Genomic DNA, 16,223 nt, shown 5'->3' with positions numbered 1-16,223 from the left:
CTTGTCGGCTGAAACGCGCTGTGATTTATACAGCGAAATCTTCCAGCTTGGCGCCCTTCTCCAGTGCGCCCTGCAGCCACAGCGGACGTTTGCCACGGCCGGTCCAGGTGTTGCCGCTGTCGTTCGGGTCGCGGTATTTCACCTTGGCCGGACGACGCACGCCACTGGCTTTCTTCTTGGTGGCTTTCTTGCGGGTGGCTTTCTTTTTGCCGGCGGTGTCCTTCAGCAATGCTTCCGGAGAAACGCCCAGATCCTTGGCCATCTTCTCAAGTACCGCCTGGGCATTCTTCAGCTCAGCCTTGCGTTTCTTGTCCAGTGCGGATTCTGCTTGCTTGATCAGTTTTTCCAGTTCATCAACGGAAAGTTCATCAAGATTAATGCTCATTGAGTAGCCCTTGTTATCGATGATTAACAGCGGCACAAACTCTAGTTATTTTACCGGGCAAAGGCAATTAAACTCGTGGCAGATAAATAATAAAAAAACGATTTGAATCGCTTATCCAGGATAATGCTGGTGAATCCACGTTTCCGCTTCTTCGGTAATCGCTTTGGCCTTTTTCCCATCACTGTGAATCGGTGGGCTGATGCGAAGGGTAATGGTGCCCGGCAGGCGTATCCAGGAACGGGCCGGCCAACAGTTTCCACTGTTATGGCTGATCGCCACCACCGGCACACCGGCCTGGCAAGCCAGCATGGAACCACCGTGATTGAATTTCCCCAGGGTGCCCGGAGCCTGACGGGTTCCTTCCGGGTAAATGACCACGGGAATGCCCTGCCCCAGTCGTTGCTTGCCCTGTTGCAACACGGATTTTAACGCCGCACTGCCATTACGCCGATTGATGGTAATGGGTTTGAGCAATGCCAGACCCCAACCAAAAAAAGGCAGCCACAGTAACTCGCGTTTCAGAACCGTGGCCTGGGGGCTGATCAGCAACTGCATATAGAAGGTTTCAAAACTGCTCTGGTGATTTGCCAGTACCACGAAGGCGCCGGGGGGGAGATTGTCCTGGCCTTCCACCTTTATACGAACGCCATTGAGGTGTTTCAGCAACCACATGGCAAACCGGGTCCACAGGTTAACGAATTGATACCGGCGTCGGTAAGGCAGGAAGGGACCGATCAGAACACAGAAAAAACTGTGGATAATGCCAGCCAGGTTATACAGCACGAAGAAGAGGACGCTGCGGATCTTGATCGACAGCGAGTAATGCGTGTGCTGGGTCATGCCTAATCCTTCAACATATTATCCGTAAAATCGGCCAGAGAATGATAAACGTCCACCTGACCCAGTGTGGCGGGCAAACCCTTGTCCTGTGTTTTTAATCCCTTGCCGGTTAATACCAGTACCGGTTTGCAACCCCGGGCAACCCCGGCTTCCAGATCCCGTAGGCTATCACCAATCATGGGGACGCCGGTGACATCGCCATACTCGGTAACAATCTGGTCAATCAGACCGGGTGCGGGTTTACGACAGAGGCAACCATCATCCGGTCCGTGGGGGCAATAAAAGATCTTGCCCATCTCTCCACCGGCGTCACGGACCAGATCCGTCAGACGTTTATGCATGGCATCCAGTGTTGCCACCGTGAAATAGCCACGGGCAATACCGGATTGGTTGGTGGCGACCACTACGGTATAGCCTGCCCGGCTGAGCCGGGCAATGGCGTCAATGCTGCCCGGCAGGGGAATCCACTCGTCCAGTGTCTTGATATAGGCGTCGGAGTCTTCGTTGATGACACCGTCGCGGTCGAGGATGATGAGGTTGTTCATGGATTCTTGCCCAATACCAATCGTGTCCGCAGGAGCCATGCTCGCATGGCGAAAGGGTTTCAGGTTACGAACACGTTACCGGAAAAATTGAAGGCGCTCCTACGGATAAACAAAGGCCGCTGGAAAGCGGCCCTGTTATTTTCGCGTGCTTGCCTGAAGCGTGTTGCGTGCAAGCGCCCATTTATTCCTGCAGCAGACTGATATCCGCCACATTCAGGAACAGGTCGCGCAGGAAGGCCAACAGCGCCAGACGGTTATTGCGGACGGCCTCGTCTTCCGCCATCACCATGACGGTGTCGAAGAAGGCGTCCACCGGCTCACGCAGTTCGGCCAGCATTTCCAGCACGCCCTGGTAATCGCCCTTCTCCAGCAGCGGTTCGGACTGCTCGTAGCTGGCCACCACCAGGTTGGTGAGTGTCTGCTCGGCCTCGTCTTTCAGCAATGCGCCGTCGATTTCCTCCGGCGGTGCCTGATCCAGCTTGGCGAGGATATTGGACACCCGCTTGTTGGCAGCCGCCAGCGCCTGGGCTTCTTCCCGGGGCTGGAAGGCAGCGACGGCTTTTACCCGACGATCGAAATCCAGGGGCTTGCGGCAGGCGTCGTCGATGGCCAGCACCGACAGGATCACCGGCGTGGCAATGCCCTGCTCCTGGTAGATGGCCCGGTAGCGCCCCTTGATGAACTCGAAGGCTTCCGCGGCGTCGGCGCGGTTGATGCGCAGTTCCAGCTGATCACCGGCTTTTTCCAGCAGGTACTGCAGGTCCAGGTCCAGCTGGTTTTCGATGATGATGCGCAGCACCCCCAGGGTGGCCCGACGCAGGGCGTAGGGGTCCTTGGTGCCGCTGGGTTTCTGGCCGATACCGAAGATGCCCACCAGGGTATCGATCTTGTCGGCCAGGGACACGGCCATGCCGGTCTTGCTTTGCGGCAGTTTGTCGCCAGCGAAACGTGGCAGGTACTGTTCGTACAGCGCCTGGGCTACCTCGTCCGGCTGACCTTCCAGCCGCGCCAGATAGAAACCCATGATGCCCTGCATGGTGTCGAACTCGCCCACCATCTCGCTGTTCAGGTCGGCCTTGCTCAGTTCACCGGCCAGTTTTGCCTGTTCGGCATTGCCACCAATCTGCTCGGCGATAAGGGCGGCCAGGCCACCAATGCGGGCGCACTTGTCAGCCACGGTGCCCAGCTGCTGCTGGAACACCACATTGGCGAGCCCCTTGCCGTGCTGGGCCAGAGTCTTCTTGCAGTCGTTGTCGTAAAAGAAGGCCGCATCCGCCAGACGGGGACGAATCACCTTCTCGTTACCGTGGATCACCTGTTGGGCATCCTTGGACTGGATATTGCTGATGGTGATAAAGCGGGGCATCAGTTTGCCGTCGCCGTCCAGCACGGAGAAATACTTCTGGTGTTCTTCCATGGCGCTGATCAGGGCTTCCTGGGGCACACGCAGGAAGTCCTCATCGAAGCTACCCATCAGGGCCACCGGCCATTCCACCAGCGCGGTGACTTCGTCGAGCAGGTCCGGGTCGATCTGTGCGGCGCCGCCGGCTTCTTTGCCGGCGGCGATGGCCTGCTCTTCAATCATGGCCTTGCGGCGAGCAAAATCGGCGATCACATGACCGTCTTTTTCCATGCGTTCGGCGTACTCGCTGGCAGTGGCCAGCTCGATGGCGCCGGGGGCATGGAACCGGTGGCCGTAACTGGTGCGGCCGGCCTGCAGATCCAGCAGCTCGAAAGGCACCACCTCGTCACCGAACAGGGCCACCAGCCAGTGGGCCGGGCGCACAAACTGTACCTTGCGTTTGCCCCAGCGCATGCGCTTGGGGATCGGCAGCTTCTGTACCGCCTGGGCAACGAAGTCGGGAATCAGCTCAGCGGCGGGTTTGCCCTTCTCGGTGATCTGGGCTACCAGGCGCTCCCCTTTTCCGGTGTCCTGACGGCCCAACTGATCCACGCTCAGACCCAGAGAGGACGCAAACCCTTGCGCGGCCTTGGTGGGGTTACCGTCCTTGTCGAAGGCAGCCTGTACAGCCGGGCCCTGGCGTTCGATATCCCGATCCGCCTGCTTGTCATCCAGGCCGCGCACCAGCACAGCCAGACGACGTGGGGCGGCGAAGCTTTCTACCTCACCATGGTTGAGGCCGGCTTCGTCCAGTTGGCGGACAAACTCTTCTGTCAGCGCCGCACTCAGGGTGGGCAGTGCCTTGGGGGGCAGCTCTTCGGTGCCCAGTTCAATCAGTAAATCCCGGGACATTATTGCTTCCCCTTCTTTTTGTCGGCCTGCTTTTTCAATTCCGTCTCCACTTCCTCGCGGATGCTGGCATCCGCCATGGGAAAGCCCAGCGAACAGCGCTTGTCGAAGTAGGCCTGGGCCACGGCCCGGGCCAGGGTGCGCACACGCAGAATAAAGCGCTGGCGTTCGGTGACGGAGATGGCCTTGCGGGCATCCAGCAGGTTGAAGGTGTGGGAGGCTTTCAGCACATACTCATAAGCAGGCAGCGGCAGGCCCGCCTCGATCAGTTTGGTGGATTCGCTCTCAAACAGGTCGAACTGCTTGAACAGCTCATCCACATTGGCGTGTTCGAAGTTGAACGTGGACATCTCGATTTCGTTCTGCAGGAACACATCGCCGTAGGTGACCTTGCCGAAGGGACCATCGGACCACACCAGGTCGTAGACCGAATCCACGCCCTGGATATACATGGCCAGGCGTTCCAGACCGTAAGTGATCTCGCCGGTGACCGGGTAGCAGTCGATGCCGCCCACCTGCTGGAAGTAGGTGAACTGGGTCACTTCCATACCATTGAGCCACACTTCCCAGCCCAGACCCCAGGCCCCCAGGGTGGGGGATTCCCAGTTGTCTTCCACAAAGCGGATATCGTGGACCAGCGGATCAAAGCCCAGCATGCGCAAGGAACCCAGATACAGTTCCTGGATATTGTCCGGCGACGGTTTCAGTACCACCTGGAACTGGTAATAGTGCTGCAGCCGGTTGGGGTTTTCCCCGTAGCGCCCGTCGGTGGGCCGGCGGGAAGGCTGCACATAGGCACTGTTCCAGTTTTCCGGGCCAATGGCGCGCAGGAAGGTGGCCGGGTGGAAGGTACCCGCGCCCACTTCCATATCCAGGGGTTGTACGACCACACACCCCTGCTCGGCCCAGTACTGTTGCAGGGCCAGAATCAGGCCCTGGAATGTCATGATGTCCGTCTGCGGTTGTTCCGCCATGCTGAATCCCGTTGTTCGATTTCGATTTGCCCCAAAAAGCAGGCGCCAAGTATACCGGGCCGACCGGGCCGGTGATACCGCTGGCCGGATGACTACTGACAGCAGGGTGTCAGGAGAGAACCGGTAGAATGACGCACCAGGCCGGCTCGGGTAATGTCGAAGGCCAGAGGGACATCACCAGCGTGATAACAGGGAAAGAGCATGCGACGCGCGGAACGCTTGTTTCAGATCGTGCAGATTATCGGTGCCAGCCAGTGGACTACTGCCCAGGCGTTGGCCGAGCGGCTGGCGGTATCGGAACGGACCATTTATCGGGATATCGATCACCTCTCCGCCAGTGGCGTGCCGGTCTATTCCCAGGCAGGCAAAGGGTATGCGTTGCTCGAGGGCTACCAGCTGCCGCCGCTGATGTTCAGCGTGGAGGAATGGCAGGCCCTGCTCACCGGCCTGGCCATGGCCCAGGGCTGGGCGGGCCGGCGCCAGGCGGAAGCCCTGCGGGCGGTGCAGGAAAAACTGGCCATGGCGGTGCCGGCCCAGTTGCGCGCCATGACGCCACCGGTGAGCGCCCCGCCGCTACCGGAGCGGCGCATGCTGGGTGCCCTGCTGGATCCGCTGCAGCAGGCCATCGCCGAACGGGCCAAGGTGCGCCTGCATTACGGAGATCTGCAGGAGCAGCACAGCAAGCGGGTGATCTGGCCCCTGGGGCTGTACTTCTGGGGCCACTGCTGGACCCTGGCGGGCTGGTGTGAACTGCGCGGTGCGTTCCGGCATTTCCGGGTGGACCGTATTGTTATCCTGCAGACCCTGGAAGACAGCTACCCGGTGCGCCCCGGTCAGACCCTGGCGGATTACGAAGCGTCTTTTGACTGTGAAACCACAAAAGAGAAAAGTGATGAACGACCGCTGTCCCTGGTGCGGGGATGACCCGCTCTACCAGCACTACCACGATCACGAGTGGGGAGTGCCGGAGTATGAGGATCAGGCCCTGTTTGAATGCCTGAATCTGGAAGGTGCCCAGGCCGGGCTCAGCTGGATTACCGTACTGCGCAAGCGCGAGCATTATCGCCAGGTCTTCGATGGCTTCGACGCGCAGAAGATTGCCCGCTATGACGACCGCAAGGTGGCCGCCCTGCTTCAGGATCCGGGCATCATCCGCAATCGGTTGAAAGTGGCTGCCACCATTGGCAATGCCCGCTCCTATCTGGCGTTGCGCGAAGAGGGTCGCACCCTGAGTGACTTTCTCTGGGACTTTATGGAGGGGCAACCGCAGATCAATCACTTCCGCACACTCAAGGAGGTGCCCGCCTCCACCCCGGTGGCCGACGCCATGAGCAAGGCCCTGAAAAAACGGGGCTTCAAGTTTGTCGGCCCCACCATCGTCTACGCCTTCATGCAGGCCACCGGCATGGTCAACGACCACCTGACCACCTGCCCGCGGCATCGGGAACTCTTATAACGCCCTAACCTTTATCGTAGGAACGTAGCGAATAGCGTCGCTGGCTGCGCGATCACGGCAGTATCGAGTTGCGAGAAGCGAGTTTCGAAAGTCAAAGCCGGGACAGCCTGGTTTTCGCTTCTCGCTTCTCGTACCTCGCGACTGGGTTATAGCGTATTGAAAAGTTGGTACAGCCCTTGCTCTGTATAAGAAACCAGACAAGGACAGTACGGTGAACAGGCCATGAACAATGTAAAACCCATCGCCATCATCAAGACTGGCAGCACCTTCCCGCAGATCAGCGAGCACTACGGGGATTTCGATGCCTGGATACACCAGGGGCTTGGATCGACCACCGGGGTTATGGTGATTGATGCGGACCGCAGGGGGCGGCTGCCAGACTTGAGCGCGCTGGGAGGCGTGGTGATTACCGGTTCCCATGCCATGGTCACCGATCAGGCGCCATGGATGCGGCAGTTGATGCGCTGGCTGTATACCCTGATCCATGAAGCGGTGCAGGTGCCCGTGCTGGGGTTGTGTTTCGGCCACCAGCTGTTGGCTCGCACCCTGGGCGGTGAAGTGGCGGACAATCCCATGGGGCTGGAAGTGGGCACCGTGGCCCTGCGCCTGACCGCTGCCGGACGCCAGGATGCCCTGTTAGGTGCCATCGCGAAACACCCGTGGGCACAAGTGGTGCACCGTCAGTCAGTACTGACTCCGCCACCCGGCGCCACGGTCCTGGCCAGCAATGGCCACGACGCCTGCCAGGCCTTCCGTTACGGGGACCGGGTCTGGGGCGTGCAGTTTCATCCGGAATTCAGCGCCGATGTGATGCGCGCCTATCTGCAGGCGCTGCGTGGTGAGGGGCTGACCCAGCAGCAGGTGGACAGCCACCTGCCGGAAGTGCGCGAATGCGATGATGCCAGCGCTATCCTGGGTCGGTTTGCGAGATTGTCGGCGGTGCAGGTGGCGTAGCGAACCTGTGCCGTAGGAGCGTCGCTGGCGGCGCGATAACCCAACTTTTGGAATCGCGCCGCCAGCGACGCTCCTACCAAAAGCCCTGCTTACTCGCCCTGCCCCGAACCAAACACTGCCCCGAGTAAGGCACTGCCCTGCTGCATGGGATTCTGGCGGATTAGCGCTTCCTGTTCACCGATGCGGGTGTAGAGCTCGTCCATACTGTTGTCGATGACGTAGCTCTCCAGGTTCAGATTGGGCTTGTTAGTCAGTGGCAACTTATCGTAGACCGCAAGCAGGCTCTTGTATTGATCATAGAAGCCGGTCTTTTTCAGGTTGTCTTCCACGATCGGCTGGTAGCGTTGACGGAGACTGCTTTCGGTTTCCCCGCGGAAGTAGGATGTGGCGGCGGTATCGCCCCCGCGGATAATGCCCAGGGCGTCGTTGACGCTCATGTTGCTGATGGCCTGCTTGAACACCGGGGCGGCTTCGGCCACGGCCTGTTCGGCACCCCGGTTCATGGCCGTTTCCACCTTGTCCACATAGCTGCCGAAGCCGAATTGGCGCAGGGTATCGGCAACGGGCTGGGCCGCCGCGGGCAGCTTGAGATTGAAGGCTCCGGTCTGGGAAAGCTGGGTGCTGGCCCGGTCGGTGCCCGTGATCAGGGCTTCCTTGATGCCTGCTGCCAGTTTTGAGTCGGTGTCGTAGCCGGCGCTCTTGGCCATCTGGTTGCCCGCGTCTATCCAGGGCATCGCCCCTTCCATGGTTTTGCAGCCGGCCAACACCAGCAATCCCACCAGTACCCAAAGTTGTTTCATGCCACACTCTCCTTATGGTTTGCGGCCAATGCTACTGCATTCCGGGCTGGCTGCTAAATGCGTATTGCTTATTGTAGGAGCGGCGCTTGAGCCGCGAATCATAGTTGCGAGGCCTTCGCAGGCAGATTCGCGGCTCAAGCGCCGCTCCTACGGATATATCGAGAGTGCCATGACTCACCCCGACTACCGCGAACAGCACAAAAAACGCCTGGCCTATATGCCCTGGCTCTACGGTCGCCTGAAAGCAAAACATCGTGCCTGGGCGGAACCCTGGCAGCGGGAGATCCAGCAGCAATTGATGGCACTGGAGACCGTGCGTTTCGGGGAGGCCTGCTTTGTGGCGCCCCAGGCAGTCCTTCTTGCGGAGCCGGGTCGCGACATTATCGTGGCAGATGGCTGCCAGATCGCTGCAGATTGTGTTATCCATGGCCCGGTCCGCCTGGGTGAGCGGGTCAGTCTCAACCATCATGTGACCCTGGATGGCGGGGCCGCGGGCATCCACATTGGGAACGACACCCGCATTGCCGCTTACTGCACACTCTATGCGTTTAATCATGGACTGGACGCGGTTCGCCCCATCCGCGAGCAGCCAGTGACCTCGAAGGGTATCCGCATCGGCCGGGATGTGTGGATCGGCGCCCGGGCTGGCATCGTTGATGGGGTCACTATCGGTGACCACGCGGTGGTTGGCATGGGGGCCGTGGTGACACGGGACGTGGCGCCCTGGACCATCGTTGCCGGCAACCCGGCCCGCCCCGTGGGCCGACGGCCCGGGGCACCGGAGCCCGCGCGACCTGTCGATCCCTCCTGTTGAACACCCCGCCACATAATCGGTAACAGCTTCTTTGTTGAACAGCGTTTAGCTATGTTATTTATTAAACACTGTTGAACAAAAAGACGAGTCCGGTGTAGTGTCTGATTGGCGACTTGAGACCGAGCAAACAGGTTTTGCAGCCAATCCCGCAACGGCAGGCAGAATGGGGTCGCTTATGGCACAGTTGAGATCCACCGCGACGGGACGGTTCTGGCAAGGCTGCAACTGTCCGCAAACCCTGCCAATGTGGGCGTGACCGTTCTATGGCGCTCACAGGGGCCGCAAGGAACATCGTCATCAACAATAAGGAATCCAGGTGGCACGTCGTAACCAACACAGCCGTGAGGAACTGCAAGCGTTGGCCGTTCATGCGGTACGCGAGCTGGTGGCAGAACAGGGACTGGCGAAACTCAGTGTGCGCAAGGTGGCGGAGCGCATCCGCTATACCCCGGGCATGCTCTATCATGTGTTTGCCAACCTGGATGATCTGATTCTCCACGCCAATGCTGCCACCCTGGATGCGCTGTTGGCAGAGATTGAAACCGTCAGTACAGGCTCACCACAACGGGTCCTGCACCACATGGCCAGTGCCTACCTGGCGCTGGCAAGGGAGCAGACCGCCCTGTGGCAGATGGTATTCATGCATCGCATGCAGAAAGCGGCGCCGGTGCCGGACTGGTATCAGCAGCGTACGGCCAGTCTGTTTGCCCGGGTAGAGCGGCAGATGGCACGGCTGGCGGAAGGTCAGTCAGACAGTGCCATTCACCTGGCCGCCCGCACCCTGTGGAGTAGTGTTCATGGCATCGCGGTACTGGCAGCGGAAAACAAACTGGATGTGGCCGGGGATGTGGATGAACAGGCCATGCTGGATTCGTTGCTGGAAAACTATCTGAACAGCTGGGCGGGGTAGATCCACGGGAGACGGCTCCTCCAGGAAAAGAAAGGTCCCGCGCAGGGTGCAATGAGTCATGCGAATGGCACTGATTCATTGTGTAGTCACGAGGTACGAGTTTCGAGTAGCGAAAAGCAAAGCCGGGTTTGCCTCTCGAAACCCGTACCTCGTAACTCGCTCAACCTGAATGGATCCCGGCCTCGACGCCAACGGAAAAACCAATAAGGAAAGGACAGTGAAAAAAGGGTTGCTCTCTCTACTGGCGTCACGCCGATTCGGGCCTTTCTTCTTTACCCAGTTTCTCGGCGCCTTCAACGACAATGTCTTTCGCCAGGCGCTGATACTGCTGATTGCTTCCGGTGCGGTCACCGCGGTCAGCGTCAACACCCTGAACAACGTGGCCCTGGCCCTGTTCATTCTGCCGTTCTTCCTGTTCTCAGCCCTGGCTGGCCAGGTGGCGGATAAATACGACAAGGCCTCACTGGTCCGCAAGATCAAATTTGTGGAAGTCTGCATCATGTCCGCTGCCGCCGTGGGCTTCTTCTTTGACGCGGTGTATTTCCTGCTTGGCGTACTGTTCTGCATGGGCCTGCAGTCCACCTTCTTTGGCCCGATCAAGTATTCCATCATTCCCCAGCAACTGGACGACAAGGAACTGGTATCCGGTAATGCCCTAGTGGAAATGGGCACTTTCCTGGCCATTCTGCTGGGTTCCATTTCCGGCGTGCTCCTTAAAATGGAAGGTGTGGGCGATGGCGTGGTGGCCGTGGCAGTGGTGGGTCTGGCGCTGCTGGGTTATCTGGCCGCCCGGGGTATTCCCTCGGCGCCGGCGGCGGATGAGACGCTGACGTTGAACTGGAACCTGTGGAAGGAAACCTGGCATATCGTCGGTTATGCCCGGGAAGTGAAATCCGTGTGGATGTGTGTGCTGGGGATTTCCTGGTTCTGGTTTCTTGGCGCGGCCTACACCACCCAGCTCAAGGTCTATGTGGATGACTACCTGCTGGGTACCGACGGCCTTTATGCCCTGCTGCTGGGGACCTTCTCCATCGGTATCGGCCTGGGCTCCTTCCTGTGTGAAAAACTGTCCGGCAAACGGGTGGAACTGGGCCTGGTGCCGCTGGGCTCCATCGGCCTGAGCGTATTCGGTATTGATCTGTTCTTTTCCTATGCCGGGCTGGAAGGCAGCGGCCAGGTGGATATTTCGGGTTTCCTGCAGCAGGCCGGCGGCTACCGGGTGTTGATGGACCTGCTCGGTATCGGGGTGTTCGGTGGTTTCTACATCGTGCCGCTGTTTGCCTTTATCCAGCACCGCAGCAACCCCAAACACCTGTCGCGGATCATTGCCGCCAACAATATTCTCAATGCCCTGTTGATGGTGGGCTCGGCGGTGGCCGGCATCGTGCTGGTGGGCATGCTGGAGCTGACCGTGCCCCAGTTCTTCCTGGCCCTGGCCCTGGCCAATGTGCTGGTGGCGTCCTACATTTATTCGGTGGTGCCGGAATTCCTGATTCGTCTGCTGGTGTGGATGCTGACTCACACCATGTATCGGGTGAAGCATCATGGTATGGAACATATTCCCGATGAGGGACCCTGCATGCTGGTCTGCAACCACGTGAGCTATGTGGATGCGCTGCTCCTGGCCGGGGCTATCCGTCGCCCGGTGCGGTTTGTCATGTTCAAGCCGATCTATGACATGCCGTTGCTCAACTATATTTTCCGTACCGGCAAGACCATTCCCATCGATTCCAAAGTCCGTAACCCGGCGATCTACGAGCGGGCATTTGTGCGAATTCGCGAGGAACTGGAAGCCGGAGAGGTGGTGTGTATCTTCCCGGAAGGGAAACTCACCGACGACGGAGAGGTGGCGGAATTCCGCGCCGGTATCGAAAAGATCGTTGCTGATTATCCGGTACCGGTGATTCCCATGGCCCTGTCGGGCCTGTGGGGCAGTTTCTTCAGCCACAAGGGCGGCAAGGCCCTGACCCGGCTACCGCGCCGGTTCTGGTCGCGGATCAAGCTGGCAGTGGGAGAGGCCGTTGCGCCGCAACAGGTTCGCGCTGAGGATCTGCGTGAGCGGGTGCTGGCCTTGCGTGAGCGGCCATAGAGCATGGCTGGCACAGGTTGCGTAATCCATACGCACGGTAACTTGCACAAAAATGAAAACCGAGCACACTCAATAATAAAGAGGTCCTTGTTCCGTCGATCTTGCCCGACCCGGCGATAGCGATAAAACCTCGCCAAGCCTCAAGGACCCGAAACCACAATAAAAACAGGAAACAATCGTGTCTGATTCGCCACTCTCGCCCGCCGCCCTGCGGGCGCGGATACAGCATTTGTTATATCAACTGCCGCCGGTACAGCGTGCCGATGAACGCCTGCATCAGGTGGAGCAGGATGTGCTTCAGGGATTAAAGCATCGTCTCGAAGGGCTGGAGTCCCCCGGCAGCCTGGCGGGTGCAGCGGACAGTTTCCAGCAGTTGCTGGAAGTGTCCATGGAGCAGAGCCAGGAGCAGGCCCGTGCCATGCTGGTCAGCCAGATCCTGGCAGGCACCACCGCCGATGAAGCCCGTCTGCTGGCGGCGCTTTCCGATGGCAGTGGTTTCCCCATGCTGACGCTTTACACCGGTGGTCGTCTTTCGCCGGGGGTAGTCCATTATCGCCATTCCAATATCGGCAGAGCGGCCGGCATCCAGTGCACGGATTTTATCGCCTTCTATCTGAGCCGCCTGTTCGCCCGCGGTCTGGTGGTGGCTGCCGGCTTTAGCGAAGCGCGACGTACCGATTATGAATTGCTCGAAGGTGACAGCGATTACCGCAAGGCCGAAGAAGCGCTGAAAGCGCACTCCCCGAAACTGAAAGTCCGTCGTGAAACCCTCCACATGAGCCCGTTGGGCAGCAAGGTGTGGGCGTTGCTGGGTGAAGACGCAGCGAGCGAGGAGTAACCCATGATTACCGATATCAATCTGATTCTGGCGGACATCCAAGCCAACTGGCTGCTTTATCTGGCCATGCCGTTTGTGGCCGCAGCCATTGGTTATTACACCAAGGTGGTGGCCATCAAGATGATGTTCAAACCCCTGAACTTTGTGGGCTGGCGACCTTTCCTGGGCTGGCAGGGCATTGTGCCGCGCAAGGCCGCCACCATGGCCAGTATCGCCTGCGACCTGATGATGGAGCGGCTGCTCAAACCCGAGGATGTGTTCGACAAGCTGGATCCGCAACGGGTGGTAAAGGAAATCCGCGAACCGCTGATCCGCTCGGTGGAAGATATCACCCGCGAGGTAGCCGCCGAATACCAGCCCGGCCTGTGGGAGTCAGCGCCGGAATCGGTGAAGAACCTGATTATCCAGCGCATCCAGAATGAAGCACCGCACATGGTCGAGCAGATCATGACGGACATCAAAAGCAACATTACCCGGGTGTTTGATCTCAAGGATCTGGTCACCAGCGCGCTGGTGCGTGACAAGGAGTTGCTCAACCGGGTGTTTCTGGAAGCCGGCCATGTGGAGTTCAAGTTCATCCGCAACTCCGGCATCTACTTCGGTTTTGCCATCGGTATTGTTCAGGCCATTGTCTGGGCCATGACCCATAACATCTGGGTGATTCCGCTGTTCGGGCTGTTCACTGGCTGGTTCACCGACTGGCTGGCCCTGAAGATGATCTTCAACCCGAAACAGCCGGTGCGCTATCTGGGCCTGTTCGAATGGCAGGGCCTGTTCCTGCGTCGTCGCAAACAGGTGGCGGCCCGTTATGGGGAACTGGTAGCCACGGAGATCGTCACCCCGGCGGCGGTGATCGGTGCCATCCTTACCGGGCCCATGTCCGACCGGCTGTTTGGCCTGGTGCAGAAACAGGTGCAGCGGACCATGGACGAACAGGCGGGTCTGGCCAAGCCGCTGGTGGTCTTCGCCGTGGGCAGCACCCGCTATCAGGAAATGAAGCGCTCCGTGTCCGAGAAGGTGATGCAGCATCTGCCGGAAACGCTCACCCATATGGAAGCCTACGCCGAAGAGGCCATGGACCTGAAAAACCTGCTGGTCACCAAGATGCAGGAACTCACCGAGGAAGAATTCGAGGGGTTGCTCAGGCCGGCCTTCCAGCAGGACGAGTGGATTCTGATTACCGTCGGGGCGTTACTCGGGTTCCTGGTCGGCGAGTTGCAGGTGCATGTGATGCTCCACTTTGCGGTACCCGTGGGGTGAGTCGCGAGTGACGAGTTTCGAGAAGCGAAAACCGGTCCTTCCCGAATGCCGTTTTTGCCTTTCGAAACTCGCTTCTCGTTACTCGTTACTTGTTTCCCCAAATGTAAGACATTGCCCACTATCCTTTCCCGGAATGCCCTCTAGAATATTCCCCTTTCACGTTGACTGACTGGGGGAACATTCATGCTCAAGGACAAACTCAAAGGGTCCCTGCCCGTACCCAAACTGATCGGCGCCGTCATTGGTGTGCTGGTCCTGGTGGTGGTTGCCAATAAATCGATTTTCTATGCCGAACCCGGCTATGTGTATCACGTTCGCACTATTACCGGTCAGGAACAGGTGGTGTCGGATGTGGGTTACCAGTTCTTCTTCTTCGGTCGCTGGAATTCCTGGAAACGGGCGCTGACCGTTCAGGCGGTCAAAGGCGGCAGTGAAAACCTGGACTATGTGGAAGTGGAGAGCTCGGAGACCTCCGCCGCCCTGCCACCCCAGAACATCATGTTCCTGGACCAGGTGGACGCCAATGCCCAGGCCACGGTGCGGTTTACCATTCCTTCCGACAAGGAAAGTTTCCTGCAGCTGGCCCATGAATACCGGAACCCGGCAAACCTGCTGCGCACGGCGCTGATTCCCGCCTTCAAGGAAACCCTGCAGGCCAATGCGTCGCTGATGAGTGCGGAAGAGTACTACTCCGGCGGTCGTACCGAGTTCAATACCGAATTCGAAAACCAGATGATCAATGGCATCTATATCGTTCGCCGCGAAGAGATCAGCGAAAAGAGAGTGGGTGATGTGAGAGGCAGCGCCAATGTTGCCATGGGCACCCAGCAGCAGGACTACGGCGATGATTCCAAAGTGGTCTTCGTGGTGCGCAAGATGCTGGACGATACCGGCATCCCGCGCCGCAAGTCCCAGCGGTTTATCGACTACGGTGTGTCCGTGGTGGAAGCCCGTATCACCCAGATGGATCCGAACCAGCGCTTCGTCGAGCGTATGCAACTGAAGCAGAAAGCCTCTGCGGATCGGGCCATTGCCCGCGAGCAACGGGTGCAGGAAGAAGAGCAGCGACTGCTGGCCATTGCCCGGGGTGAGCGGGAAGTGGCCGAGCGTCAGGCCAAGGCCAAGGTGGACCAGATCCAGCGCACCACGGAAGCGGAAACCGAGAAACAGCTGGCCATTACCGAAGCGCAGAAAAAACAGGAACAGGCGGAAATCGACAAACAGACCGCCCAGGTGAACCTGGAGAAAGCGCGCATCGAGGCGGAAACCCGTCGCACCCTGGCCGATGCAGAGGCCTATCAGAAAAAGGCCGTGCTGCAGGCAGACAACGCCCTGGCCCAGAAACTGGATGCAGAAATCGAGATCCAGAAAATCTGGGCAGAAGCCTTCGCCCAGCGCAAGGTGCCGCAATATGTGTTTGGCGGTGGCGACGGGAATACGCCCACCGGCTCGGATTCCGAAACCAAGGCGTTCATGCAACTGCTGACCATGGATGCGGCCAAACGGCTCAACTACGACCGTGATGTGAAGAACTAATCACGCAAACAAACGCCTGCAGTGGTATCGACGACGCTGCAGGCGTGCTTCTTGAGGGAGGCCCCGGCGGCGCAGTCACTTGCTCCCCTTTCCCCGAAGCCGCTACAGTACCGCCATGCTGCAAATCACACCCAACCTGTCCCTGCCGGAACAGGAAATCGATCTTCAGGCAATCCGTGCCCAGGGCAGCGGCGGCCAGAATGTGAACAAGGTGGCCTCGGCGATCCATCTGCGCTTCGATATCCGGGCCTCTTCCTTGCCGGAACGGTACAAGGAACGGTTACTGGCCCTCAGTGACCAGCGCATCACCAGTGATGGGGTGGTGGTCATCAAGGCCCAGCAATTTCGCACCCAGGAAATGAACAAGGAAAACGCCCTGGCCCGGCTGGCCCAGTTGATCAAAGGCGTGACGGTGGAGCAGAAAAGCCGCAAACCGACCCGGCCCACCCTGAGCAGCAAACGGCGGCGCATGGACAGTAAAACCAAACGCGGCAGGACCAAGTCCCTGCGCGGCAAGGTGGATCCGGGCTAAAGGGAGAATCTGACGCCTTCGGCCAGGCCGAGGGCTGTC

16 protein-coding genes are annotated in these 16,223 nt (G+C 59.1%); 10 read left to right on the top strand and 6 right to left on the bottom strand.

Translation table 11 applies throughout. The features are described from left to right. Nucleotides 1-25: 25 nt before the first annotated feature. From A3714_RS05750 to glyQ, 5 genes are all read right to left on the bottom strand, one after another. Nucleotides 26-385, bottom strand: a complete 360-nt coding sequence (locus tag A3714_RS05750; protein ID WP_063509531.1) for an H-NS family nucleoid-associated regulatory protein — start codon at nucleotides 383-385, stop codon at nucleotides 26-28. A gap of 111 nt (nucleotides 386-496) precedes the next feature. Beyond that, a complete protein-coding gene (locus tag A3714_RS05745; RefSeq protein WP_062815089.1) occupies nucleotides 497-1,225 on the bottom strand; it encodes a 1-acyl-sn-glycerol-3-phosphate acyltransferase in 729 nt (242 codons plus the stop codon). Between the two features lie 2 nt (nucleotides 1,226-1,227). Beyond that, the gene (gmhB, locus tag A3714_RS05740; protein ID WP_062815090.1) at nucleotides 1,228-1,770 is read right to left on the bottom strand and encodes a D-glycero-beta-D-manno-heptose 1,7-bisphosphate 7-phosphatase; all 543 of its coding nucleotides are present in this window, start codon (nucleotides 1,768-1,770) and stop codon (nucleotides 1,228-1,230) included. A 181-nt stretch (nucleotides 1,771-1,951) separates the two neighbouring features. Continuing rightward, nucleotides 1,952-4,024 (bottom strand): glycine--tRNA ligase subunit beta, encoded by a 2,073-nt coding sequence (glyS, locus tag A3714_RS05735; RefSeq protein ID WP_063525665.1) that lies wholly within the window; start codon nucleotides 4,022-4,024, stop codon nucleotides 1,952-1,954. After that, nucleotides 4,024-4,995 carry a glycine--tRNA ligase subunit alpha gene (gene glyQ / locus A3714_RS05730; RefSeq protein ID WP_063508243.1) on the bottom strand — a complete coding sequence of 324 codons (972 nt, stop codon included), beginning with the start codon at nucleotides 4,993-4,995 and terminating at the stop codon, nucleotides 4,024-4,026. The genes glyS and glyQ overlap by 1 nt, the downstream gene beginning before the upstream one ends. 201 nt (nucleotides 4,996-5,196) lie before the next feature. On the opposite strand from glyQ, the gene A3714_RS05725 reads away from it, so the two are divergent. From A3714_RS05725 to A3714_RS05715, 3 genes are all read left to right on the top strand, one after another. Continuing rightward, a complete protein-coding gene (locus tag A3714_RS05725; RefSeq protein ID WP_063508244.1) occupies nucleotides 5,197-5,919 on the top strand; it encodes a YafY family protein in 723 nt (240 codons plus the stop codon). Next, a complete protein-coding gene (locus tag A3714_RS05720; RefSeq protein ID WP_063508245.1) occupies nucleotides 5,888-6,451 on the top strand; it encodes a DNA-3-methyladenine glycosylase I in 564 nt (187 codons plus the stop codon). The genes A3714_RS05725 and A3714_RS05720 overlap by 32 nt, the downstream gene beginning before the upstream one ends. 222 nt (nucleotides 6,452-6,673) lie before the next feature. Then, nucleotides 6,674-7,405 (top strand): glutamine amidotransferase, encoded by a 732-nt coding sequence (locus tag A3714_RS05715; RefSeq protein ID WP_062815095.1) that lies wholly within the window; start codon nucleotides 6,674-6,676, stop codon nucleotides 7,403-7,405. An 89-nt stretch (nucleotides 7,406-7,494) separates the two neighbouring features. Here A3714_RS05715 and A3714_RS05710 read toward each other — a convergent pair whose 3' ends face one another. Continuing rightward, entirely contained in the window at nucleotides 7,495-8,205 is a 711-nt protein-coding gene (locus A3714_RS05710; RefSeq protein WP_063508246.1) for a DUF4197 domain-containing protein, read from the bottom strand. Between the two features lie 169 nt (nucleotides 8,206-8,374). Here A3714_RS05710 and A3714_RS05705 point away from each other — a divergent pair, with 169 nt between their 5' ends. From A3714_RS05705 to arfB, 7 genes are all read left to right on the top strand, one after another. Further along, nucleotides 8,375-9,019 carry a DapH/DapD/GlmU-related protein gene (locus A3714_RS05705; RefSeq protein ID WP_062815097.1) on the top strand — a complete coding sequence of 215 codons (645 nt, stop codon included), beginning with the start codon at nucleotides 8,375-8,377 and terminating at the stop codon, nucleotides 9,017-9,019. A 316-nt stretch (nucleotides 9,020-9,335) separates the two neighbouring features. Continuing rightward, nucleotides 9,336-9,929: a TetR/AcrR family transcriptional regulator gene (locus tag A3714_RS05700; RefSeq protein ID WP_063508247.1), complete on the top strand. Its 594-nt coding sequence runs from the start codon at nucleotides 9,336-9,338 to the stop codon at nucleotides 9,927-9,929. A gap of 169 nt (nucleotides 9,930-10,098) precedes the next feature. Next, nucleotides 10,099-12,018: an MFS transporter gene (locus A3714_RS05695; protein WP_082844629.1), complete on the top strand. Its 1,920-nt coding sequence runs from the start codon at nucleotides 10,099-10,101 to the stop codon at nucleotides 12,016-12,018. Nucleotides 12,019-12,196: 178 nt separating this feature from the next. Next, entirely contained in the window at nucleotides 12,197-12,856 is a 660-nt protein-coding gene (locus A3714_RS05690) for a hypothetical protein (RefSeq protein ID WP_231866000.1), read from the top strand. A 3-nt stretch (nucleotides 12,857-12,859) separates the two neighbouring features. Continuing rightward, a complete protein-coding gene (locus A3714_RS05685) occupies nucleotides 12,860-14,116 on the top strand; it encodes a DUF445 domain-containing protein (protein WP_063508249.1) in 1,257 nt (418 codons plus the stop codon). A 183-nt stretch (nucleotides 14,117-14,299) separates the two neighbouring features. Continuing rightward, on the top strand, nucleotides 14,300-15,652 hold the full coding sequence (locus A3714_RS05680; RefSeq protein WP_063525664.1) for an SPFH domain-containing protein: 1,353 nt from the start codon (nucleotides 14,300-14,302) through the stop codon (nucleotides 15,650-15,652). Between the two features lie 115 nt (nucleotides 15,653-15,767). After that, on the top strand, nucleotides 15,768-16,184 hold the full coding sequence (arfB, locus tag A3714_RS05675) for an alternative ribosome rescue aminoacyl-tRNA hydrolase ArfB (protein ID WP_063509917.1): 417 nt from the start codon (nucleotides 15,768-15,770) through the stop codon (nucleotides 16,182-16,184). Nucleotides 16,185-16,223: the final 39 nt, after the last annotated feature.

The sequence above is a fragment of the Alcanivorax sp. HI0007 genome (assembly GCF_001635525.1).
Classification (GTDB): domain Bacteria; phylum Pseudomonadota; class Gammaproteobacteria; order Pseudomonadales; family Alcanivoracaceae; genus Alcanivorax.
This window is presented reverse-complemented; position numbering and strand designations above follow the sequence as displayed.